We start from the raw sequence: 23,683 nt of genomic DNA on the forward strand, positions 1-23,683 counted from the left end.
ATGACCACTGATCGTTCCCCGGAGGCGCGGCTCGAGCGCGCGCTCGCGAGCCTGCGCGGTCTGTCGGTGGGGGATGCGCTCGGCTCGCAGTTCTTCGTGCCGGTGAACTACCCGCTGCTCAAGCGCCGTGAGCTGCCCGAAGGCCTCTGGCAGTGGACCGACGACACCGAGATGGCGTGCTCCGTCGTCACCGTCCTGGCCACGCACCACCGCATCGACCAGGACGCCCTGGCCCACTCCTTCGCCCACCGTCACGACTTCGACCGGGGGTACGGCCCCGCCGTCAACCGGCTGCTGCGCCTGGTCCGCGAGGGCGGCGACTGGCGCGAACTGGCCGCCGCCCTCTTCAACGGGCAGGGCTCGTGGGGCAACGGCGCCGCGATGCGCATCCCGCCCCTGGGCGCCTGGTACGCCGACGACCCCGAGCAGGCCACCCACCAGGCGGAGATCTCCGCCTATCCCACGCACCAGCACCGCGAGGCCGTGGTCGGCGCCATGGCCGTCGCCGCTGCTGCCGCCCTCACCGCCGCGCCGGACGGCCCGCCCGGCGCCGAGGACCTCCTCGACGGGGTCATCGCGCTGATCCCCGCGCGCAGCGCGGTCGGCGCGGGGCTGCGCCGGGCGCGCGACATGCTCGACTACGGCGACGCGGCCACCGTCGCGGCGGTCCTGGGCTGCGGACGGCGTACGACCGCGCATGACACCGTGCCCTTCGCGCTCTGGTCCGCCGCCCGCTCGCTGGGCGACTACGAGAACGCCTTCTGGACGACCGCGCAGGTGGGCGGGGACGTCGACACCACCTGCTCCATCGTGGGCGGAGTGGTCGCGGCGGGGCCTGCGGGGGCGCCGCCCGGGGCGTGGGTGGAGCGGGTGGAGCCGTTGCCGGAGTGGGTGACGCGGGCGGTCGAGGTCTGAGGCGTCCTCGTCGATCCAGCTTTTCAAAACTCTCCGTGCATAGTGGGAACTCTGTGTGACCGGCCGATCGTTCTCGGTGTGCCGGCTGCGGGCGGTGTGAGGTGTGGTGGGCCTTGCGGTTTCCGCAGAGGCTGACACGTGTCGGTGTGCTGCGGGCGCGTGCGGGAGTGCGTCGGGGGAGGAGTGCTGGATGACCGTGTGGGCGGGGGTGATGCTCGTGCTGTGCGCCGTGCTGCTGCCGTACGCCCGCCGACCCGGCGTCGCCCCGCCGACCCCCGTGAAGTCGGCCGGTGCGTCGCCGGGCCGGGCGCGTGCGGTGCTCCCCTCAGCCGATGCCGGGTCCCGCCGTACCGGACAGTGCCTCCAGGTCGCTCTTGCGGACCCGGATGACGAGCCAGGCGACCGCCAGGGCCAGCACCGCCATCGCGGCGGCCGGGACGAACGCCGAGGAGATGCCCTGCGCGAGCACCTCGTGCCCCCAGGGCGCCGGGAGCTGCTGGGTCTGGGCGAACGCCGCCTTCTGCTCCGCCGTCCCCTCCGCGAGGAAGGCGGGTACCTGCTTCTCCGCCTCGTCCCGGCTGGCCGTGCCGAACACCGTCGTCAGCAGTGCCAGGCCCACCGATCCGCCCACCTGCTGGGTCGCGTTGAGCAGACCGGAGGCGGCGCCGGCCTCGTGCTGGGCCACCCCGGAGACCGCGGTGAGCGTCAGTGTCACGAAGTTCAGGCCCATGCCGAAGCCGAAGACCAGCATCGGCCCGAGGATGCCGCTGACGTAGGAGCTGTCGGAGTCGATCAGCGTCTGCCAGGCCAGCCCGAGCGCGGCCAGCGTCGAGCCGATGATCATGAAGGGCTTGGGTCCGAACACGGGCAGGAACCGCTGCGAGATTCCCGCCCCGGCGGCGATCACGACCGTCACGGGCAGGAAGGCGAGACCGGCCTCGATCGGGGTGTAGCCGAGGACGTTCTGCACGAAGAGAACGATGTAGAAGAACATGCCGAACATCGCCGCGGCGAGGCTGAGCATGATCACGTACGTGCCCGAGCGGTTGCGGTCGGCGAACATCCGCAGCGGGGTGATCGGTTCCTTGGCGCGGGACTCGATGAGCGCGAAGCCCGCGAGCAGGATCGCCGAGGCGACGAAGGAGCCGATGGTGACGCTGTCGCTCCAGCCCTCCTCGGCCGCGCGGATGAAGCCGTAGACGAGCGTGGCCATACCGGCCGTCGAGGTCGCCGCACCCGCGATGTCGAAGCGTCCGGTGTGCCGTTCGGACTCGTTGATGTACATCGGCGTGAGGACGGCGATCAGCAGGCCGATGGGCACGTTGACGAAGAGCACCCACCGCCAGTCGAGCCACTCGGTCAGCATGCCGCCCGCGAGCAGTCCGATCGCGCCGCCGCCCGCCGAGACCGCGGCGAAGACGCCGAAGGCGCGGTTGCGTTCGGGGCCCTCCGGGAACGTGGTGGTGATGAGCGCCAGCGAGGTCGGCGAGGCGATCGCGCCGCCCACGCCCTGCAGGACGCGCGCCGCGAGGAGCTGCCAGGGCTCCTGGGCGAGCCCGCCGAGCAGGGAGGCCGCGGTGAAGAGCAGGATGCCGCTCATGAAGACGCGGCGCCGGCCGAGTATGTCGCCGGCCCGTCCGCCGAGGAGCAGCAGCCCGCCGAAGGTCAGGGTGTAGGCGCTGACCACCCAGGTGAGATCGGTGGTGCTGAACTGCAGGGCATTCTGGATGTGCGGGAGCGCGATGTTCACAATCGTCGCGTCGAGGACGACCATGAGTTGACAGGCCGCGATGACGGCGAGCGCGATGCCGGGGCGCCCTGGCCGGCGAGCCGCGCCCGGTTTTGGATCCTGGAGCAAAGGAGAGGTGGTCACTATGGGTCCCCCACGGAAGAATTAGTGAACGAGCGCGTTCACTGTTGCGTCCACCGTAGGAGCCTCCGACAGTGAACGCAAGCGTTCACTGAATGGCCGTCGTGTCGGCGCGTCCCCCTTCGGCGCCGTACGGCGGGTGCTTCATCCCCGAATGCCCGCTTCCTCTGCTCGTTGGAGAGAGTCAGATGGTTACTTCGAGCTGGGCTGCCGCCCAGGCTCAGACGGCCGCCTCACGCCGCCGCGGCGCCGTACTGGAACGCGCGATCCTCGAGGCCGCGCTGGAGCAGCTCAGCACGGTCGGCTGGAACGGCCTGACGATGGAGGGCGTCGCCGCGGGCGCCCAGACGGGGAAGGCGGCCGTCTACCGGCGCTGGCCCTCCAAGGAGGACCTCGTCGCCGACGCCTTGCGTGCCGCGCTGCCCGAGTTCCATGAGGCGCCGGACCTGGGGAGCGTGCGCGAAGACCTGTTGGAGCTGTGCCGCAGGGCCCGGGACGCCATGTTCTCCAAGCCGGGATGCGCCCTGCGCGCGGTCATTCACGAGTGCGACAGCAGCGAGGCCGAACGCTTCCACGCGGTGATCTTCAACGGCGTCGTGGAGCCGACCCTCACGATGCTCCGCGAGGTGGTCGAGCGCGGTATCGAACGGGGAGAGGTCCGTCCCGACGCGGCCAACGGATATGTCTTCGACGCCATTCCGGCCATGATGATGTACCGCTCGAAGATGTGCGGCAGCGAATGGTCGGACGTCGATCTGGAGCAGATGATCGACCAGTTGATGGTCCCGCTGCTGCGTCCGCACGCCTCCTGATCACGAGGCGGTGACGGTGGTGACCACAGTCCGGGATCCGGGGTGTCGCACGCCGGACCGGGCGGCGTACGCTAAGGGCGCCATGCCGTACGAACCACCTACTCACACCGTCGAGCGCTCACTCCGCGCCACGACCGGAGCGAAGATCGTTGCAGGTGTCGACGAGGTGGGGCGTGGTGCGTGGGCCGGCCCGGTCACCGTCTGCGCGGCGATCACCGGACTGCGCCGGCCCCCCGAGGGACTCACCGACTCCAAGCTCCTCACCGTCAAGCGCCGCACCGAACTCGCCGAGACGCTGCGGAGCTGGGTGACGTCGTACGCCCTGGGCCACGCGTCGCCCGAGGAGATCGACGACTTGGGCATGACCGCCGCGCTCAGGCTGGCGGCCGTCCGCGCCCTGGAGGGCCTGCCCGTCCGGCCCGACGCGGTCATCCTCGACGGCAAGCACGACTACCTCGGCTCGCCCTGGCGGGTCCGGACGGTCATCAAGGGTGACCAGTCGTGTGTGGCCGTGGCGGCGGCGTCGGTCATCGCCAAGGTCCAGCGCGACAAAATGATGGCCGAACTGGGCGCCGACCATGCAGACTTCGGTTTCGCGGACAACGCCGGGTATCCGTCCCCCGTGCACCGGGCCGCGTTGGAGGTCCGGGGACCCACCCCGTACCACCGGCTGTCGTGGGCGTATCTTGATGCGCTGCCCCAGTGGCGGCACCTCAAGAGGGCCCGCACCTGGGCGGAGGCGCGCGTCCCGGAGATCGAGGGCCAACTCGGATTCGACTTCTGACCGGACGCTCGCACTGATGTGCCACCCGGCGACGCCGGCCGCGCCACCGTTTGATAAAAATCAGCTCATGCCTCTCATTCCCGAGGAGCCTCAGATTCACGAGAGTGCCCAGGGTCCCCGCGCCACGCCGGCCAGTGGCCGTACCGCGCCGACCCCCCGTCCCGTACCCGGTCCCCGCCCCGCGGCGCCGTCGCGTCCCGGTCGTCCCGGCCCGCCGCGGCCGGCCCCTCCGGTCCAGCGCACCTCGCGTGACGCGGCCCCCGCTGCCAAGCCCGGCCCTTCGGCTTCGCCCGCTGCCGCCGACGGTCCGCAGATCCAGCTGATCCCGGCCTCCGTCGAAGGGGCGCTCGACGCCGCCGAGGAAGCCGTCGACCTGCTTCTGGACTCGGGCCGCGCCCCCGGCGACGTGCTGGTGATCACCACCGGTGAACCGCACCCGTGGGCCACCCACGAACTGTCCTTCGGTGAGGCGTCCTACTGGGCGCAGCACGACGCCCGTGACGACGTCTTCTACACGGACGCCCAGGTGGCGGACCGTGCCACGACCCGTCCCGTCGTGGTGGTCGCCGTCAACGGCGGCCCCGAGTCCGTGACCGCCTCCGCCCTGAAGACGGCCCACGCCCGGGCCGGCGCGCTGCTGATCGTCTGCGGGGACCCGCAGCGCATCAACTCCGTGCTGGGCGCCGGGGTCTGAGCCGACGCCACGGCGTCGTCCGGCACCCGGGCAGGGGCATCGCACGTGCGGGAACGCCGGCGGTCGCGGGGCCTCCCGCACCGCTGGCCGGTCGGTGTGCCCGGGGACGGGTGAGGCGCACGGTACTCGGGTGGTGAGGGCGCTCGGCGTTCGGGCGCGGCTCGTGGGTCCTCGAATGCGGCTCCGTGGGGCCTCGGGTTCTTCGGGGCGGACGGCTGGCGAGGTCTGCGTCGTCCGTGGTCGCTCGGTGGTGCCGCACCGGGGCATGCCGGTGCCACGGGCACAGGCGACGGACCGGCGCGGGCGAACGGCCCGACGTCAGCGGGCCGCCGCGCGCCGCAGCACGTCCGACGCGGCCCCGCCGGTGCGTGGAATCCGCGGCGGCGCCTCGGACAGGGCGACCGGCTCCGGCTCCGAACCGGCGCTGGGATGGCGGCCGCCCCGGCCCTCACCCAGAACCTGCCAGCCGTCACGGGTCAGCGTGATGTACGCACCGCAGCGCAGCCCGTGCAGGGTGCAGGCGTCCCGCAGCCCCCACATCCAGGCTCCGTCCTCCTCCGTCCATCGGGCGTCGCCCTCACGGCAGTAGAGCAGGACGGCGGTGCGCACCGGGGTGCGGCGCCTCAGGTCGTGCGGTATGACCCGGCGCAGCTGGGCCAGCAGCGCGTTGCGGTACAACCAGCCGTCGGCGGAGGCGGAGCGCCGCGTGAACGACGCGCTCGCCCGCAGGCGTTCGTCCGGGTCGAGTACGGCGACGACCGCGGTCGCCGGACCCGGACGGTGCCGGGCGTGCAGTCCGCTGACGACCTCGCGCGGACTGCGCAGCAGCGGGATTCCCGCGGCCGCCCACTCCGCAGGCTCGAGCACACGGTTGGCGGATGCGGCGGACGTCGACAGCGAAGCCGCCGAGGACGGAGCGAATCCGAAGGTCACGGTCCTCCCTTCGGCTACGCCCACACTGCGGGCGGGTCGGATTCGGGGGAGCGCGCACGCAACAGAGCCCTACCTGGTCGGCGGGCGAGCCGTGCGGGTGCGTCCCTCAATTCTTCCTGTCGAACTTGGATGCGGCAACGAGCAATTGGGACAGGGGACCGTTATCGGTGGATCCGCGGTTAATATCCCCACCTGCCGAATGCGGGTTCTCGCTCAGCCCTGTACGGCCAGTACCAGCGGCAGTACTCCCTGCGCACCCGACCGCCGCAGCAGCCGTGCCGCGACGGCGAGTGTCCATCCCGTCTCGGTGTAATCGTCCACCAGAAGCACCGGACCTCCGGCGCGCGCCAGTGCCTCCGCGAGCTCGGGCGGCACGGTCAGCGCGCCGGAGAGCGCCTTGAGCCGCTGGGCGCTATTACTGCGGGGGAGTTGATGCTGCTCGCCCGTGCTCTCCACCGTGCCGAGCAGCGGCAGCCGCCCGGTCTCGGCGATGTGCGCCCCGAGCGACTGGACGAGCCGCGGCCGTGTGCGCGAGGCGATGGTCACCACCCCGACCGGCCGGGGCCGGGCGTCGTCCACCCCCGGCGCCCAACCACCCGGTCCCTTGGCCCAGTCGGCGAGCACGCCCACCGCGGCCCGGGCGACGTCTTCGGGCACGGGTCCGTCCGGCGCCTGCGGTGCGAGCAGCGGACGCAGCCGGTTGCCCCAGCCGATGTCCGAGAGCCGGCCCAGGGCCCGTCCCTGCGCCGCCTGCTCCCCGGCCGGGATGCGGCCTTTCAGATCCACGCCGATCGCGGGGAGTCCGGTGGGCCACATGCGCCGGGGCTCCACCTCGACGCCGGCCCGGCCGAGGTCGGCGCGGGCCGCGTCGAGTGCCACGGCGGATGCCTCGGCCGTGTAGCGGGCGCCCGCGCAGTTGTCGCAGCGGCCGCAGGGCTTGGCGCCCTCGTCGTCCAACTGCCGTTGCAGGAACTCCATCCGGCAGTCCGTCGCCGACACGTAGTCCCGCATCGCCTGCTGTTCGGCCGCGCGCTGACGCGCCACCCACGCGTACCGCTCGGCGTCGTACGTCCAGGGCTGACCGGTCGCGATCCAGCCGCCCTTGACCCGCTTCACCGCCCCGTCCACGTCGAGCACCTTCAGCATCGTCTCCAGACGGGAGCGGCGCAGCTCCACGAGCGGTTCGAGCGCGGGGAGGGACAGAGGCCGTTCGGCGCGCGCCAGCACGTCGAGCGTGCGCCGCACCGTCTCCTCCGGGGGGAAGGCGAGCGAGGCGAAGTACTCCCAGATCGCCTCGTCCTCCTTGCCCGGAAGGAGCAGCACCTCCGCGTGCCGCACACCGCGGCCCGCGCGGCCGACCTGCTGGTAGTAGGAGATGGGGGAGGACGGTGACCCGAGGTGCACCACGAAGCCCAGGTCGGGCTTGTCGAACCCCATGCCGAGGGCGGAGGTGGCGACGAGCGCCTTCACCTTGTTGGCCAGCAGGTCCTCCTCGGCCTGCTGCCGGTCGGCGTTCTCCGTCCGCCCGGTGTACGAGGCGACGACATGTCCGCGCCGGCGCAGGAACGCGGTGACCTCCTCGGCCACGGCCACGGTCAGCGTGTAGATGATCCCCGACCCGGGGAGCTGGTCCAGGTGGTCGGCGAGCCAGGCCATGCGGTGCGCCGCGTCCGGAAGGCGCAGCACGCTCAGGCTGAGGCTCTCCCGGTCCAGCGGACCCCGCAGCACGAGCGCGTCCGAGGAACCGCCCGTGCCGAGCTGCTCGGCGACGTCGGCGGTCACCCGGGCATTGGCCGTGGCGGTGGTGGCGAGGACGGGCACCCCCTCCGGCAGATCGCTCAGCATCGTGCGCAGCCGCCGGTAGTCCGGGCGGAAGTCGTGGCCCCAGTCGGAGATGCAGTGCGCCTCGTCGACCACGAGCAGCCCGGTCGCGGCGGCCAGCCGGGGCAGCACCTGGTCGCGGAAGTCCGGGTTGTTCAGCCGCTCGGGACTGACCAGCAGCACATCCACGTCCCCCGCGTCGATCTCCGCACGGATGGCGTCCCACTCCTCGCTGTTGGAGGAGTTGATGGTCCGGGCGTGGACCCCGGCCCGGGCCGCGGCCTCGACCTGGTTGCGCATGAGCGCCAGGAGCGGGGAGACGATCACGGTCGGTCCGCTGCCCTGGGCCCTCAGCAGCGCGGTGGCCACGAAGTACACCGCGGACTTGCCCCAGCCCGTGCGCTGGACGACCAGGGCCCGGCGCTTCTCGGCGACCAGCGCCTCGATCGCCCGCCACTGGTCGTCGCGCAGCCGTGCGGTGCCCGTGTCGTCGCCGACGAGACGGGCGAGCACCGCGTCGGCGGCCGTCCGGAGATCCGTGTTGCTCGTGTGCTCCATGGGTCCCATACAACAGGACGGCGCCGACATCGGCTCCGGGCTGTGGACAAAGGCCGGCCTGCGGCGACGGCCGTGACATGGGCCTGATCGGACTTATCCACAAGACAACCGGAATGTCGCAATCTGCGAGAGGGTCGCGGCATGACGAACCACAGCGGGACGACCGGTCCCTCCGAGAACAGTGACATCCCGATCCAGGGCGGGCGCGACGCGGCGGAGCCGCGGCGGAAAGCGGCCGCGGCTCGTACCGAAACCCCCGTGCCGGTGAGCCGGGAGGGCCGCCCTCCGCTCCCGCCGGACCTGTCCTGCACCGCGTACGAGAGCCACGGCGACCCGCAGCAGGTGACGCTGCGCACCCCGGCCGAGCTCGCCGACGCCGTGCCCTACCTCCTCGGGTACCGCCCGGAGGACAGCATGGTCCTCGTCTCCCTGCACGACACCGGAGGCCGGGGCAGGTTCGGCGGCCGGGCCCGGCTCGGCATCCCCGCCGACCCCGGCGACTGGCCCTCGGCCGCCCGGCAGCTGGCCCAGGGCCTGGTGGCCGGCTGTGAGCGCCGAGGCTCGCGGCCCGAGCAGATGGTCGTCTTCCTGTGCCAGGAGCCGGGACGGGGCGAGACCGGCTGGCAGGTCAAGGAGCGGCTGGGGCCGCTGGCCCACGCCCTGCGACTGGAGAGCGGAGCCCTGGACGTCCCGGTGGTCGAAGCCCTCTGCGTCTCCGACGGCCGCTTCTGGTCGTACTGCTGCGACGACCAGACCTGCTGCCCGGCCGAAGGGACGCCGATGGGTCTGCCCGGTACGTCCGTACTGGCCGCCGCGGCCGCCTACGCCGGGCTCCAGGTCCGCGGCTCCCTGCGTGAGCTGCATGCCCGGCTCCAGCCCTGGGAGACCTCCGCCGCCCACGACCAGCGCCGCGCACTGGACGAGGCCGGGCTGAAGCTGCTGCCCCGGATCGTCGACGCGGAGGCCCGGAAGATCGTCGCCGACGAGACGCTGGAACTGGCCGAGCGTCTCATGCGCCGCCTCGCCGACGCGCCACCCGTCTCCGGCACACTCCCGGCGGACCTGCGCGACGACGAACTGGTCGGGTACGACGAGGCGGCCATGGTGCTCCTCGGCCTCCAGGACCGCACCACCCGCGACCGCGCCGCCGCGTGGATGGAGGGCGACGAGGCGGCCCCGGCCCTCCGCCTGTGGCGCACCTTGGCACGCCGCTGCGTCGGCCCGTACGGGGAGTACGCCGCCGCGCCCCTCACCCTCGCCGGGTGGGTCGCCTGGTCCTCCGGTGACGAACTGGAGGCCCGGGAGGCACTGGCGATGGCGCTCGGGGCCGACCCGGACTATCTCTTCGCGCGTCTGCTGCACCAGGCGTGCAACGAGGGGCTCGACCCGGAGTCGATCCGCCGCTGCCTGCGAGGCGAGGGAGAGGGCGAGGGGAGCGAGACGGCCCGGCCCGCGGATGAGGGCGAGGACTTCCGCCCGGCCGAGGCGGGCGAGGCGCCCGGCCAGGACAGGGGCGAGGCACCCGGCCTCGACGGGAGCGAGACGCACGGTCATGACGCGGAGCCCGCGCCTCGAAGGCGCCGGATGCGGGCGGCCGTCCGCGAGGGGCGGTCCGCTCCCCGGGGAAGCGCCGCGACCGGACGGGTGCCACGCCCGCGCATGTCACCGGGCGGGGCCCGGCCCAAAGGCGCCACCCACCCCGGCGCCGCGAGCCGACGCGGGCAACGCCAGGAGAGCACGCGCCCCGCGTCACCCGGGAAGCAGGCTGACGAGTAGGGGAGATGCCTCCGCGGGAGGAGATCGGCCCGCGATCCGGCCGGTGAAGGGAGTGTTTATCGTCAGGCAGACGACTATGATCGCCGCATGCCCTACGACCCGTCAGCCTTTCCGCCTTTCGCCGTCACCGTGGACCTGGTCGTGCTCACCGTGCGACGTCACGCTCTGTGTGCACTGGCGGTGCGCAGGGGCGAGCCCCCGTTCCAGGGGCGCTGGGCACTCCCCGGAGGGTTCGTACGGGCCGACGAGGATCTGGCGCAGGCGGCGGCGCGGGAGCTGGTCGAGGAGACGGGGCTGCGGGTTCATGATCCGGCCATCCCCGCCCAGGATCACGGCGCCCATCTCGAGCAGCTGGCCACGTACGGGGACCCCAAGCGTGACCCGCGCATGCGGGTGGTCAGCGTCGCGCACCTCGCCCTCGCCCCGGACCTGCCGGCACCCAGGGCGGGCGGCGACGCCAGCAACGCGCGCTGGGCGCCCGTGGACGAGCTGCTGGAGCAGGGCGGTTACGGCAGGGACGGCGAGCCGGTGGCGCCGCTCGCCTTCGACCACGCGCAGATCCTCTCGGACGGGGTGGAGCGCGCCCGCTCCAAGATCGAGTACTCCTCGCTGGCGACGGCGTTCTGCCCGCCGGAGTTCACCGTCGGTGAACTGCGCCGGGTCTACGAGGCGGTCTGGGGCGTTGCGCTCGACCCGCGCAACTTCCACCGCAAGGTGACGGGCACCCCGGGCTTCCTGGTGCCCACCGGCGGCACCACCACCCGGCAGGGCGGCCGTCCCGCCCAGCTCTTCCGGGCCGGCGGCGCCACCCTGCTCAACCCGCCCATGCTGCGCCCCGAGGTCTGACAGGGGAGAGACCGGCCCCGGGGCGCGGTTCCCAGACCCTTCTCCCTCCGTGCAACGGGCCCTGTGGTGCCCGAAAAACCCGATATGGCGCGCTATCTTGCATCGGGTGATCCAGGCCATCGGACTGACCAGCATTCCCCGCAAAGAGCAGCCGTCCGCCGTCGACAACGTGTCCTTCGAGGCGCACGCGGGCCGCGTCACCGCGTTGCTCGGGGCGCCGGGCGCGGGCAAGACGACGGTGTTGAGACTCATGCTCGAGCTCCAACGCGGGCGTGGGATCACCTACTTCAGAGGCCGCCCCCTGCACCGCATCGCGCACCCCGCGCACGAGGTCGGTGTGCTGCTGGGCGACGTGCCGGGGCACCCTGCCCGCTCGGTCCGCGGACACCTCCGCATGCTGTGCGCGGCCTCGGGGCTCCCGGCCCGGCGCGCCGACGAAGTGCTCGAAGCGGTGGGCCTGGTGAGCCTGCGCGACGAACGCCTCGGCACCCTGTCGCGCGGCATGGACCGCCGGCTGGGCCTGGCCTGCGCCCTCCTGTCGGACCCGCACACGCTCGTGCTCGACGACCCGGCGCGAGGGCTCGCGGTGGCGGAGCGGCGCTGGCTGTACGACATGCTGCGGGAACACGCGGCGCAGGGCGGGACGGTGCTGTGCGGTACGGCCGATCCCAAGGAGGCGGCGCGGTTCGCCGATCACGTGATCACGTTGGACGGCGGACGGATCGTCGCCGACCAGCGGGCCGCCGACTTCGCCCGCACCCGGCTGCGCCCCCGCGTCGCCGTCCGCAGCCCGCACGCCGCCCGCCTCTCCGTGCTGCTCGCCCAGCAGGCCCGCTCCACGCAGCGGTCCGTGGAGGTCGTACGGGAGGGAGGCAACCGCCTCTGCGTCTACGGAAGTACCTGTGCCGAGGTGGGGGAGACGGCCTTCCGGCACGGGATCGTCGTCCACCAACTGGCCGATGAGATCGGGGACATGGGGCCGGGGGCTGGTGCGGACGCGCAACCTCAGCAGGCTCCCGAGTCGCGGCCCTCGGCCGAAACCGGCCCTCAGCCTGGTCCCAACCCCAACCCCGAGCCCGAACCCGATCCCGAGTCCGAGCCCAACCCCGAACCCGAGCCGAACTCGGACCCGAACCCGAACCCTTGCCCGGAGCCCGAAGCCGCAGCAACTCCCGACCCCGACCCCGACCCCGACCCCGAGCCGGAGACCGCAACCCCCGCGCCCGCGTCGCCCGAGGCCGACCCCGCCGCATCAACCCCGCCTGAGTCGTCCCCAGACGCCCCCGACGACGACGCTTCCCAGGCGGCACCGCCACAACAACAACCCACAACCCCCCGCACCACCCCCCCTGCCCCCCGCCCCGCCACCGTCACTCTCCCGCCCTCTATCCTCGTCCGCCCCGCGCCCACCCCCCTGCGGCCCGTCCGCTACGAGATCCGGCGGGCCGCGGGGGTGGCCACGGGGTACATCGTCGGGGCCTGCGTTCTCGCGGTGTCCGCCCTCACCGCCGTACTGCTGGCCCGCATCGGCCACACCCCCCAGCCGCGACTGCTGGCCGCCTGGCCCGTGGAATTGCCGCTACCGCCCGCCGCGCTCGGGGCGGGTCTGCTCGGCGCGCTGGCGTTCGGCGACGAGTTCCGGCATCCCGCGCTCGCCGCGGACCGGGGGACCGTCCCGCGTAGGCTCGGCCTGCTGACCGCGAAGCTCTTCGTCGCCTCGCTGACCGCCCTCGCCCTGGCCGTGCTGACCGTCGGCTGCACCGCCGAACTGCTGTATCTCGTCTACGGGAGCGAACTCGTGGCGCTCCCGGCGGACTGGCCCGCTCTGACCGCCGGATGGCTCGCGCTAGTCACGGGATGTGCCTGGGCGGGGGTGCTGGCCGCGGGGGTCTTCCGGTCCACCACCGCCGGGCTCGCCGCGGTCGTCGCCGTGCCGCTTCTCGTCGTACCCGCCGTGCACAAGATCACGGAGGGTCCGTCGCTGCGCGGTCCGCGGCCGTTCGCCGGGCGGCTCGCGGACGGGCTGCCGCTGCGCCGGCCCTTCGGGGGCGAGCAGCACCTGGAGGCGCTGCTGCGGCTGCTGGCTCAACCGGTGGGCGGGGCCATGGCGTTGTCGGTGCTGGCGCTGCTGTGCGCGTACGCGTTCACGGGACTGCGGAGCCGAGTTCGATGACGACCGAATTTGTGGTTCTCGAGCTTTGTCTGATCGCAACTCCCCGAGAAAAGCTCATTTCTTTCCGATAAGGCGTCAATTGCGACGAGGTGAGCGATCACCCTTTCGTGTGCTTTTCACCAAAGACCTCAAGGGAGTTGGAACCGACGCCGACAAAGGATGCGTGAGTACCCTTGCGCACACCATGATGACCGCCGCCCGCTCCGCCGACTCCGGCCTCGCGACCCCGGGCGAACTCGACCGCTACCCCTACGCGGAGACGCCCGGCACCGACCGGGCCCCGGTGTGGGACGGCGGGGATCCGGAGCTGGGCCGCGTGGGCCGGCGGACCGCGGGCAGCCGCGGACGCGGGCTGCACGGACAACTGGTCCAGCAGCTGGGACAGATGATCGTTTCCGGTGACCTGGGCGCCGACCGCCCGCTGGTCCCCGAGGAGATCGGCCAGCGTTTCGAGGTGTCCCGTACCGTCGTCCGCGAGTCGCTCCGCGTCCTGGAGGCAAAGGGCCTGGTCAGCGCCCGGCCGAACGTGGGCACGCGGGTGCGTCCGGTCAGTGACTGGAATCTTCTCGACCCGGACATCATTGAGTGGCGGGCCTACGGACCGCAGCGGGACGACCAGCGCCGGGAGCTGAGCGAGCTGCGCTGGACGATCGAGCCGCTCGCCGCGCGCCTGGCGGCCGGACACGGCCGGGAGGACGTCCAGCAGCGGCTGACCGACATGGTGGAGATCATGGGGCACGCCCTCGGACAGGGTGACGCGCTGACCTTCGCCCGGGCCGACAACGAGTTCCACTCCCTGCTCATCCAGGTCGCCGGCAACCGCATGCTGGAGCACCTGTCCGGGATCGTCTCCGCCGCGCTGCAGGTGTCGGGCGGTCCGGTCACGGGCTGTGAGCGGCCGACCGAGGCCTCGCTGGCCCACCACGCCCGGATCGCCGACGCCCTCGCCGGCGGCGACGGCGCCGCGGCCGAGGCGGCCATGCGGCAACTTCTCACGGTCCACCCCGAGGTGGAGCGCGTGGTGCCCGCGCCGCGCGAGCACTGACCACGTTTCCCCTGACGGCGCGGTCCGGCCCGCCATCCCCTCCTGTGGCGGTGTCGCGTCCGTGAGCCGTCCCCCGTCGGACCCTGCGCAACCGTCGACGGTTGCGCAGGGTCCGACGGTACGAAACGACGAGACGACGGTACGAAGGACCGGTCGAAGCCCCGGGGCGGCGACCTCCTCACCCCTGGTGCACGCTTCTGTCCTCATCTGACAGGTTTTGACTGGCTGCGGGGTGTGACTCGGGCCACGCGGAATGGGCGTAACGCTCCTGGGAGGAACGCGATGACCTAAGAGGTGACAGCCGCGGAGGGAATACGGACGCCGTTCATGGCGCTGTGCATCTTCCCGGCCCCCGCCCGCGCCGTCGGCCCATCCCCAAGCCGGCGGTCGGCCCCTGTCCACTGTGGACGGGGCCGGAAGCCGTTTTCCAACGTTCCGAGAGGTTGTTCGTGTCGGCCAGCACATCCCGTACGCTCCCGCCGGAGATCGCCGAGTCCGTCTCTGTCATGGCGCTCATCGAGCGGGGAAAGGCTGAGGGGCAGATCGCCGGCGATGACGTGCGTCGGGCCTTCGAAGCTGACCAGATTCCGGCCACTCAGTGGAAGAACGTACTGCGCAGCCTCAACCAGATCCTCGAGGAAGAGGGTGTGACGCTGATGGTCAGTGCCGCAGAGCCCAAGCGCACCCGCAAGAGCGTCGCAGCGAAGAGTCCCGCCAAGCGCACCGCCACCAAGACCGTAGCGGCCAAGGCGGCGACCCCGCGGAAGGCCACCGCCGCCGCGGCCCCGGCCGCCGACGCAGCCGCCGAGGAGGAGGCGGCGCCCGAGAAGAAGGCGGCCGCGAAGAAGACCACGGCCAAGAAGACCGCCGCGAAGAAGACCACGGCCAAGAAGACCGCCGCGAAGAAGACCACGGCCAAGAAGGACGACGCCGAGCTGGTCGACGAGGAGGCCCTCGAGGAGACCAAGGTCGCGGACGAGCCCGAGGGCGCCGAGAGCGCCGGTTTTGTGCTGTCCGACGAGGACGAGGACGACGCGCCGGCCCAGCAGGTCGCCGCCGCGGGCGCCACCGCCGACCCGGTCAAGGACTACCTCAAGCAGATCGGCAAGGTCCCCCTGCTCAACGCCGAGCAGGAGGTCGAGCTGGCCAAGCGCATCGAGGCTGGCCTGTTCGCCGAGGACAAGCTGGCGAACTCCGACAAGCTGGCGCCGAAGCTCAAGCGTGAGCTGGAGATCATCGCGGAGGACGGCCGCCGGGCCAAGAACCACCTGCTGGAGGCCAACCTCCGTCTGGTGGTCTCCCTGGCCAAGCGCTACACCGGCCGCGGCATGCTCTTCCTGGACCTCATCCAGGAGGGCAACCTCGGTCTGATCCGCGCGGTCGAGAAGTTCGACTACACCAAGGGCTACAAGTTCTCCACGTACGCCACCTGGTGGATCCGTCAGGCGATCACCCGCGCCATGGCCGACCAGGCCCGCACCATCCGTATCCCGGTGCACATGGTCGAGGTCATCAACAAGCTCGCGCGCGTGCAGCGCCAGATGCTCCAGGACCTGGGCCGCGAGCCCACCCCGGAGGAGCTGGCCAAGGAGCTCGACATGACCCCGGAGAAGGTCATCGAGGTCCAGAAGTACGGCCGCGAGCCCATCTCCCTGCACACCCCGCTGGGCGAGGACGGCGACAGCGAGTTCGGTGACCTCATCGAGGACTCCGAGGCCGTCGTCCCGGCCGACGCCGTCAGCTTCACGCTGCTGCAGGAGCAGCTGCACTCCGTGCTCGACACCCTGTCGGAGCGCGAGGCGGGCGTCGTCTCGATGCGGTTCGGTCTCACCGACGGTCAGCCGAAGACCCTCGACGAGATCGGCAAGGTGTACGGCGTCACGCGTGAGCGGATCCGCCAGATCGAGTCGAAGACCATGTCGAAGCTGCGTCACCCGTCGCGTTCGCAGGTGCTGCGCGACTACCTCGACTAGGACGTCGCTCCGGCCGCGACGACCTGTCGTGCGCTGCCGTTCACGAAGGCCCGGCCCCCTGCGAGGGGCCGGGCCTTCGTGCTGTCGCGCGGGTGCGGGCACGGACCACTTCCCTCACTGTGGGTGTCCAAGGTTCACCCCAGTGTGAGGAGCGTGCATGCGACGTCGACTTGCCAGGGCCCTGGCCCGGCCGCTGACCCTCGTGGCCGCGGGGACCGTCATACCACTGGCCTCGGCCGCTCCGGTGGCCGCCGACAGCATCGTCGTCGGCGGCTTCCCCGTCGATGTGTCACAGAGCCCGTACACCGTGGCGCTCTCCAGCCGTGACCGGTTCGGCGGTGCGCGGGCGGGGCAGTTCTGCGGGGGCGTGGCGGTCGGCCGGACCACCGTGCTCACCGCCGCCCACTGCATGGACCCGGAGGTGCTCGGCGCCTCCCCGGAGCGGGTGAGCGACCTCAGAGTCATAGCGGGGCGTACCGAGCTGCTCTCGGACAGCGGCCAGGAGGTCGCCGTACGGAAGGTCTGGGTGAACCCGCACTACGACGGCGTCACCAACTCCGGCGACTTCGCCGTGCTCAGCCTGGCCGAGCCGCTCCCCGCGACCTCGGTCATAGGCATGGCCGGGGCGGGCGACCCGGCGTACCGCGCGGGCACGCCCGCCACGGTCTACGGCTGGGGGGACACCACCGGCTCCGGCAGCTACGCCGGGAGCCTGCACGGGGCGCGGGTACGGGTGCAGCCCGACGCGCAGTGCGAGAAGGCGTACTCCGGGGGCTCCAACGGCACCTACCGCGCCGAGACGATGCTGTGCGCGGGTGAGGTGGCCGGCGGCCGGGACGCCTGCCAGGGCGACAGCGGGGGGCCGCTGGTCGCCCAGGGGAGGCTCATAGGCCTGGTCTCCTGGGGAGCGGGCTGCGGCTGGGCAGGCAGCCCGGGGGTCTACACCCGCATCTCCGACGTCCTCGACACGCTGGGGTGGCCTGCGGCCTCGCAGGGCTGAGAGGGGCGCGGGCGGCTGGTGCGGGGCCTTGGCGGGGCTGGGCCCTCCACAACCCCCAGCGGGCCCGGCGCGGGGTGCGTGAGCAGCGCCTACGGCACCCTGAGCGCCACCCCGCCGACCCCGGCCGCCCTGCGCGCCCTCCGCGGCGCGTGCCGCCGACGTTCCGTGAGCCTTCTGCGGCGCGAGCTGCTCGCCAGCCCGACGGGCAGCACCCCGCGCGCTCTGTGGCGCGAGTCGCTGGTCACGTCCCGAGGGTCAGCCGCTCCCCGGGCACATTCTGCAGCGCAGCCGGCAATACGGAGCCCGTGGGCTCAGGGACGCGCTCTCACCCGCGCCGCGGGCACGCCCGACCTTCCCACCGCCTCGCACGCCCCGGAGCAGGACGCACCCGTACCCCTCCCCAGCGGCAGCGTGAACGCAGACGGGCGGCGTCCTCCGCAAGGGGAGGACGCCGCCCGTTCGCCGGCCTGTGCCGGACTGGCTGCTCGTCGTCGGACGCGAAGTGTCAGCTCTCCTCGTCAGGAGCGCCCTTCGGAGCGGTCAGCCGCTCCGTCTCGTCCTGTATCTCAGCGGCGATCTTCTTGAGTTCCGGCTCGAACTTGCGACCGTGGTGGGCGCAGAAGAGCAGTTCTCCACCGCTCAGCAGGACGACGCGCAGGTAAGCCTGGGCGCCGCAGCGGTCGCAGCGATCGGCGGCCGTCAGCGGGCTCGCGGGGGTCAGAACAGTAGTCACGTCGCCTCTTCTCTAGCTCGACGAGCTGTCGTACCAGGGTCAACATCCAACCAGCCCCAAAACGTTCCCGCTCGAGGCTTTTCCTCGAAAAAAACTTCGGGGCGGCCGGCTGTTGCCGGTTGGCGGCGAATGTGCCGTAGTGCGTGTCTCTGTGTCGTACGGATTCGCGTGGTCTCGGTGGTCGGCCCTCCCGGCTGGGTTGCCGGTTGTTCATGAGGACGTGCCCGGAGCCTAAATGGTTCATGCCTCGATGGGAACGTGATGTGTGCTTCACTCCATCGAGGGATCGAACACCCATGCGACCCTCGACTAGGGTGGGACCGAGACGAGGGTGGCGTTACAACGGCTCTACCAGGCCTCGGTACCCTCTCACCGGTGAACCAAGCCGCGCCCTTACCCACGAGGGCCCCATCTGAAATTCAGCGAGGAGCGAACCGCGTGACCGCCGAGACGTCCGTGCCGTCGTCCACAGCGCTGCTGGCAGGAGCAGACCGGGACGGTTCCAACTACACCGCGCGGCACCTGCTCGTCCTCGAGGGGCTCGAGGCCGTGCGCAAGCGCCCCGGTATGTACATCGGGTCCACGGACAGCCGTGGCCTGATGCACTGCCTCTGGGAGATCATCGACAACGCCGTGGACGAGGCCCTCGGCGGCTACTGCGACCACATCGAGGTCGTCCTCCACGACGACGGCTCGGTGGAGGTCAAGGACAACGGCCGCGGCATCCCGGTCGACGTCGAGCCCAAGACCGGCCTCTCCGGTGTCGAGGTCGTCATGACCAAGCTGCACGCCGGCGGAAAGTTCGGCGGCGGCTCCTACGCCGCCTCCGGCGGTCTGCACGGCGTCGGCGCCTCCGTGGTGAACGCCCTCTCCGCGCGTCTCGACGTGGAGGTCGACCGCGGGGGCCACACCCACGCGATCAGCTTCCGCCGCGGCGTCCCCGGCGCCTTCTCCGCCGTGGGGCCGGACGCGAAGTTCGAGCCCAAGAGCGGCCTGCGCAAGACCAAGAAGATCCCGAAGACCCGCAGCGGCACCCGCGTGCGCTACTGGGCCGACCGCCAGATCTTCCTCAAGGACGCCAAGCTCGCTCTGGACACCCTGCACCAGCGCGCCCGGCAGACCGCGTTCCTGGTGCCCGGCCTGACCATCGTCGTCCGCGACGAGTACGGGCTCGGCGAGGGCGGCAGCAAGGGTGAGGAGTCCTTCCGCTTCGACGGCGGCATCTCCGAGTTCTGCGAGTTCCTGGCCTCCGACCGGCCGGTCTGCGACACGCTCCGCTTCACTGGGCAGGGCTCCTTCAAGGAGACGGTCCCGGTCCTCGACGAGCACGGCCAGATGACGCCCACCGAGGTCATCCGCGAGCTCGGCGTCGACGTGGCGCTGCGCTGGGGCACCGGCTACGAGACGACCGTCAGGTCGTTCGTCAACATCATCGCCACCCCCAAGGGCGGCACCCATGTCGCGGGCTTCGAGCAGGCCGTCGCCAAGACGATGAACGAGGTCCTGCGGGCCAAGAAGATGCTGCGGGTGGCCGAGGACGACGTCGTGAAGGACGACGCTCTCGAAGGCCTCACCGCGGTGGTCACGGTCCGCCTTGCCGAACCTCAGTTCGAGGGTCAGACCAAGGAGGTGCTCGGCACCTCCGCCGCCCGCCGCATCGTGAACAACGTGGTGTCCAAGGAGCTCAAGGCGTTCCTGACCTCCACCAAGCGGGACGGCGCCCAGCAGGCCCGCGTGGTCATGGAGAAGGTCGTCGCCGCGGCCCGTACGCGCATCGCGGCGCGTCAGCACAAGGACGCGCAGCGTCGCAAGACGGCCCTGGAGTCCTCCTCGCTGCCGGCCAAGCTCGCCGACTGCCGCAGCGACGACGTCGACCGCAGCGAGCTGTTCATCGTCGAGGGCGACTCCGCGCTCGGCACGGCGAAGCTCGCCCGGAACTCCGAGTTCCAGGCCTTGCTGCCGATCCGCGGCAAGATCCTCAACGTGCAGAAGTCGTCCGTCACGGACATGCTCAAGAACGCCGAGTGCGGCGCGATCATCCAGGTCATAGGGGCCGGGTCCGGCCGGACCTTCGACATCGACGCGGCGCGCTACGGCAAGATCATCATGATGACCGACGCCGATGTGGACGGCTCCCACATCCGCACGCTGCTCCTGACCCTGTTCCACCGCTACATGCGGCCCATGGTCGAGGCCGGCCGGGTCTTCGCCGCGGTGCCGCCGCTGCACCGGATCGAGATCGTCCAGCCCAAGAAGGGCCAGGACAAGTACGTGTACACGTACTCGGACCGGGAGCTGCGGGACAAGCTCATGGAGCTGCAGAGCAAGGGCATCCGGTACAAGGACTCGATCCAGCGCTACAAGGGTCTCGGCGAGATGGACGCCGACCAGCTGGCCGAGACCACGATGGACCCGCGCCACCGCACCCTGCGCCGGATCAACCTCACCGACCTCGAGGCCGCCGAGCAGGTCTTCGACCTTCTCATGGGCAACGACGTGGCCCCGCGCAAGGAGTTCATCTCCAGTTCGGCGGCCACGCTGGACCGCTCCCGCATCGACGCCTAGGGTCTGTTGCGAAAGTGGATCTTGTTCGTTGATGATCATGTCCTGTGGGACGTGGGGATCTGACGAATGGCCAGTGGGCCCGGCTTGAGCCTCTGCTGCCGACGGGCATCAAGCCGGGCCGGCCGCAGGTGTGGACGCGGCGGCAGTTGATAGACGGGATACGGTGGCGGACCCGGACCGGTGCTCCGTGGCGGGACGTGCCCGAACGTTATGGGCCGTGGGACCGGGTCTATGACCTGTTCCGGCGCTGGCAGCGGGACGGCACCTGGGCGAGGATCCTCACCCAGCTCCAGGCCGAGGCGGACGCCAAGGGCCTGATCACCTGGGATGTCAACGTCGACTCCACCGTCTGCCGGGCCCACCAGCACGCCGCCGGAGCGGCGAAAAAGGGGACCTCCAGAAGGAGCCGCCCGGCGGGATCTTCGTCGAGCCGGCCGACCACGGCCTCGGACGCTCCCGCGGCGGACTGACCAGCAAGATCCACCTCGCGGTCGAGCAGGGGCAGAAGCCCTTGTCCGTGGTGATCACGGCCGGGCAGCGGGGCGACTCCCCGCAGTTCGAGCCGGTCCTGGAAGCCATCCGGGTTCCGCGGCTGGGACTGGGCAGGCCGCGCAAGCGTCCGGACCGGGTGCGGGCCGACAAGGCGTACGACTCCCGTGGCAATCGCTCCTACCTGCGCAGACGCGGGATCAAGGCCACCATCCCGGTTCCGGCGGACCGGGTCCGCAACCGCCTCAAGCGCGGATCGCGTGGCGGGCGGCCGCCGATGTTCGACAAGGACGACTACAAGCAGCGGCACGCGGTCGAGTGCGGGATCAACCGGCTCAAACGCCACCGGGCTGTCGCCACGAGGTACGACAAACTCGCCGTCCGCTACGAAGCGACCGTGCTGGTCGCAGCCATCAATGAATGGCTATGACCAGCACTTTCGCAACAGGCCCTAGGCGTGCTCGGCCTCAGGAGGGGCGCCGTCCCGGAGCGGGACGGCGCCCCTCCGGCCGTTCTCCGTGGCCGTCCTCCCCGGCGCCCGCACGCCCCGGTCACCTGATGGGGTGAAGCAGTACGGGAAGAAGAGTCAGAGAACTTCCCGTTCTGTCCATCCTTGGGCATGCAGCGAAGCAATGCGGGGGACGTGACCTACGACGATCCCTGGTACGACGCCCTGGCCTCGGGCTGGGGCGAATCGGCCGCGTCCGCGGCACTGCCGCCGGACCGGCCCGAGCCGGACGCCGCACCCGCGGCGGCGGCCGACATCTACCTCGAGGTGCAGCGCAGCGCGGCCTTCCAGGAAGTACGCCGCCGCTACCGGCGCTTCGTGGTCCCCGGAGCCGTCGCCTTCCTCCTCTGGTACGTCGCGTACGTCGTCACCGCCACCACCGTCCCCGGACTGATGGCGCGCCCCGTCGCGGGCGCGGTGAACGTCGGGATGGTGGCCGGTCTCGGCCAGTTCCTCACCACCTTCCTGCTCACCTGGGCCTACGTCCGCCACGCCCGGCTGCGGCGCGACCGCGCGGCGCTCGAACTGCGCTGGGACACCCAGGAGCTGGCGCGAGGCAGAGGCGGCGCGTCATGACGACCGACCACCGGACCACCGCCCTGCTGCTGTTCAGCGCGTTCGTGGCCGTCACCCTGGTCATCACCACCTGGGTGAGCCGCCACCGCCAGGGCTCCGCCGAGGAGTTCTACGCGGGCAACCGTCTCTTCTCGCCGATGGAGAACGGTTTTGCCATCGCCGGCGACTACATGTCGGCCGCCTCCTTCCTCGGCATCTCCGGCCTCATCGCCCTCGTCGGCTACGACGGGATGCTCTACTCGGTGGGCTTCCTCGTGGCCTGGCTGGTCGTGCTGTTCCTGGTCGCCGAACTGGTCCGCAACTGCGGCCGGTTCACACTCGCCGACGTGGTCGCCGCCCGGATGCGGGAGCGGCCGGTGCGCATCGCCGCCGGCACCTCCTCCGTCGCCGTCTCCGTGCTGTACCTGGTGGCGCAGATGGTCGGCGCGGGCAGCCTCGTCGCGCTGCTCCTCGGCGGCACCGGCGAGGCCGTGCAGGCCTGGACCGTGGTCGGCGTCGGCGCGCTCATGGTGATCTACGTGTCGCTCGGCGGCATGCGCGCCACCACCTGGATCCAAATCGTCAAGGCGGTCCTGCTGCTCGGCGGCACCGTGACCCTCACCGTCCTCGTCCTGCTGCGCTTCCACGGGGACGTCAACCGGCTGCTGCACACCGCCGCCGAACGCAGCGGCCACGGCGACGCGTTCCTCGCCCCCGGCCTCGCCTACGGCGGCGACTGGACCGCCCGCTTCGACTTCATCAGCCTCGGACTCGCCCTGGTGCTCGGCACGGCGGGCCTGCCGCACATCCTGTCCCGCTTCTACACCGTCCCCACCGCGCGCGCCGCCCGGCGGTCCGTGGTCTGGGCGATCGGACTCATCGGCGGCTTCTACCTGATGACCATCGTGCTCGGCTTCGGCGCCGCCGCCCTCATCGGCCCGGACGCCGTGCGCGCCTCGCACGCGTCGGGCAACACGGCGGTCCCGCTGCTCGCGCTCGACCTCGGCGGCGGCGCCGGCACCACCGGCGGAACGGTCCTCTTCGCGGTCGTCGCCGCGGTCGCCTTCGCCACCATCCTCGCCGTGGTCGCCGGGATCACGCTCGCCTCCTCGGCCTCCGTCGCCCACGACCTGTACGCCTCCCTGCGCCGCCCCGGCGGCAAGCCCCGCAGCGAGGTCGCCGTCGCACGCGTCGCCGCGGTCGGCATCGGCGTCGTCGCGATCGCCCTCGGCCTGCTGGCCCGCGACCTCAACGTCGCGTTCCTCGTCGGCCTCGCCTTCGCCGTCGCCGCGTCCGCGAACCTGCCCGTGCTGCTCTACTCGCTGTTCTGGCGCGGCTTCACCACCCGCGGCGCCGTGTGGTCCGTCTACGGCGGCCTGATCCCGGCGGTGGTGCTGGTGCTGCTGTCCCCGGTCGTGTCCGGCAGCCCCGACTCCCTCTTCCCCGGCGTCGACGTCCAGCTCTTCCCGCTGCAGAACCCGGGACTGGTCTCCATCCCGCTGGGCTTCCTCGCCGGCTGGCTCGGCACGGTCACCTCCGCCGAGGTCCCCGACGAGGCCCGCCACGCCGAGACCGAGGTGCGCTCACTGACCGGCGCGGGCGCGGCCTGACGGACGGCGCCGGCCGTCAGGAG

General features: G+C 71.7%; 18 protein-coding genes. 14 read left to right on the top strand and 4 right to left on the bottom strand.

What is annotated here, in order from left to right; genetic code table 11:
- Nucleotides 1-915, top strand: coding sequence for an ADP-ribosylglycohydrolase family protein (locus ACP7TJ_RS24745; RefSeq protein WP_427765400.1), 915 nt, complete (start codon nt 1-3; stop codon nt 913-915).
- Between the two features lie 325 nt (nt 916-1,240).
- Here ACP7TJ_RS24745 and ACP7TJ_RS24750 read toward each other — a convergent pair whose 3' ends face one another.
- Entirely contained in the window at nt 1,241-2,788 is a 1,548-nt protein-coding gene (locus ACP7TJ_RS24750; RefSeq protein ID WP_093765219.1) for an MFS transporter, read from the bottom strand.
- Nucleotides 2,789-2,973: 185 nt separating this feature from the next.
- Between ACP7TJ_RS24750 and ACP7TJ_RS24755 the strand changes: the two genes are divergently transcribed.
- From ACP7TJ_RS24755 to ACP7TJ_RS24765, 3 genes are all read left to right on the top strand, one after another.
- A complete protein-coding gene (locus tag ACP7TJ_RS24755) occupies nt 2,974-3,597 on the top strand; it encodes a TetR/AcrR family transcriptional regulator (protein ID WP_189910630.1) in 624 nt (207 codons plus the stop codon).
- Nucleotides 3,598-3,679: 82 nt separating this feature from the next.
- Nucleotides 3,680-4,381 carry a ribonuclease HII gene (locus ACP7TJ_RS24760; RefSeq protein WP_093765221.1) on the top strand — a complete coding sequence of 234 codons (702 nt, stop codon included), beginning with the start codon at nt 3,680-3,682 and terminating at the stop codon, nt 4,379-4,381.
- 67 nt (nt 4,382-4,448) lie between these two features.
- Entirely contained in the window at nt 4,449-5,075 is a 627-nt protein-coding gene (locus ACP7TJ_RS24765) for a hypothetical protein (protein WP_189910631.1), read from the top strand.
- Nucleotides 5,076-5,393: 318 nt separating this feature from the next.
- Here ACP7TJ_RS24765 and ACP7TJ_RS24770 read toward each other — a convergent pair whose 3' ends face one another.
- Nucleotides 5,394-6,008: a hypothetical protein gene (locus tag ACP7TJ_RS24770; protein ID WP_093765223.1), complete on the bottom strand. Its 615-nt coding sequence runs from the start codon at nt 6,006-6,008 to the stop codon at nt 5,394-5,396.
- A gap of 213 nt (nt 6,009-6,221) precedes the next feature.
- Nucleotides 6,222-8,387, bottom strand: coding sequence for a RecQ family ATP-dependent DNA helicase (locus ACP7TJ_RS24775; protein WP_427765406.1), 2,166 nt, complete (start codon nt 8,385-8,387; stop codon nt 6,222-6,224).
- A gap of 141 nt (nt 8,388-8,528) precedes the next feature.
- Here ACP7TJ_RS24775 and ACP7TJ_RS24780 point away from each other — a divergent pair, with 141 nt between their 5' ends.
- The 6 genes from ACP7TJ_RS24780 (at nt 8,529) to ACP7TJ_RS24805 (ending at nt 17,200) form a co-directional block, all read left to right on the top strand.
- The gene (locus tag ACP7TJ_RS24780) at nt 8,529-10,163 is read left to right on the top strand and encodes a DUF4192 domain-containing protein (RefSeq protein ID WP_427765409.1); all 1,635 of its coding nucleotides are present in this window, start codon (nt 8,529-8,531) and stop codon (nt 10,161-10,163) included.
- Nucleotides 10,164-10,250: 87 nt separating this feature from the next.
- Complete coding sequence (locus tag ACP7TJ_RS24785; protein ID WP_167743633.1) at nt 10,251-11,009, top strand: NUDIX hydrolase; 759 nt, start codon at nt 10,251-10,253, stop codon at nt 11,007-11,009.
- Nucleotides 11,010-11,115: 106 nt separating this feature from the next.
- Nucleotides 11,116-13,182, top strand: coding sequence for an ATP-binding cassette domain-containing protein (locus ACP7TJ_RS24790; RefSeq protein ID WP_427765413.1), 2,067 nt, complete (start codon nt 11,116-11,118; stop codon nt 13,180-13,182).
- A gap of 163 nt (nt 13,183-13,345) precedes the next feature.
- Nucleotides 13,346-14,227 carry a FadR/GntR family transcriptional regulator gene (locus ACP7TJ_RS24795; RefSeq protein ID WP_367542186.1) on the top strand — a complete coding sequence of 294 codons (882 nt, stop codon included), beginning with the start codon at nt 13,346-13,348 and terminating at the stop codon, nt 14,225-14,227.
- A gap of 449 nt (nt 14,228-14,676) precedes the next feature.
- Entirely contained in the window at nt 14,677-16,200 is a 1,524-nt protein-coding gene (locus ACP7TJ_RS24800; RefSeq protein WP_427765417.1) for an RNA polymerase sigma factor, read from the top strand.
- 157 nt (nt 16,201-16,357) lie between these two features.
- Nucleotides 16,358-17,200: a S1 family peptidase gene (locus ACP7TJ_RS24805; RefSeq protein WP_093766490.1), complete on the top strand. Its 843-nt coding sequence runs from the start codon at nt 16,358-16,360 to the stop codon at nt 17,198-17,200.
- Between the two features lie 505 nt (nt 17,201-17,705).
- Here the strand turns inward: ACP7TJ_RS24805 and ACP7TJ_RS24810 are convergent.
- Nucleotides 17,706-17,933, bottom strand: coding sequence for a DUF7455 domain-containing protein (locus ACP7TJ_RS24810; RefSeq protein WP_093766489.1), 228 nt, complete (start codon nt 17,931-17,933; stop codon nt 17,706-17,708).
- A 438-nt stretch (nt 17,934-18,371) separates the two neighbouring features.
- Between ACP7TJ_RS24810 and ACP7TJ_RS24815 the strand changes: the two genes are divergently transcribed.
- From ACP7TJ_RS24815 to ACP7TJ_RS24830, 4 genes are all read left to right on the top strand, one after another.
- A complete protein-coding gene (locus ACP7TJ_RS24815) occupies nt 18,372-20,498 on the top strand; it encodes a DNA gyrase/topoisomerase IV subunit B (RefSeq protein WP_427765422.1) in 2,127 nt (708 codons plus the stop codon).
- A 44-nt stretch (nt 20,499-20,542) separates the two neighbouring features.
- A protein-coding gene (locus ACP7TJ_RS24820; RefSeq protein WP_427762645.1) for an IS5 family transposase occupies nt 20,543-21,417 on the top strand; the annotation gives its coding sequence in 2 pieces (ribosomal slippage) (nt 20,543-20,936 and nt 20,936-21,417; 876 coding nt in all).
- A gap of 189 nt (nt 21,418-21,606) precedes the next feature.
- Nucleotides 21,607-22,071 (top strand): DUF485 domain-containing protein, encoded by a 465-nt coding sequence (locus ACP7TJ_RS24825; RefSeq protein ID WP_427765424.1) that lies wholly within the window; start codon nt 21,607-21,609, stop codon nt 22,069-22,071.
- Nucleotides 22,068-23,660 (top strand): solute symporter family protein, encoded by a 1,593-nt coding sequence (locus ACP7TJ_RS24830; RefSeq protein ID WP_093766486.1) that lies wholly within the window; start codon nt 22,068-22,070, stop codon nt 23,658-23,660. The genes ACP7TJ_RS24825 and ACP7TJ_RS24830 overlap by 4 nt, the downstream gene beginning before the upstream one ends.
- Nucleotides 23,661-23,683: the final 23 nt, after the last annotated feature.

Source organism: Streptomyces sp. DSM 41931 (assembly GCF_050271085.1).
GTDB classification, from domain to species: Bacteria; Actinomycetota; Actinomycetes; order Streptomycetales; family Streptomycetaceae; genus Streptomyces; species Streptomyces albogriseolus.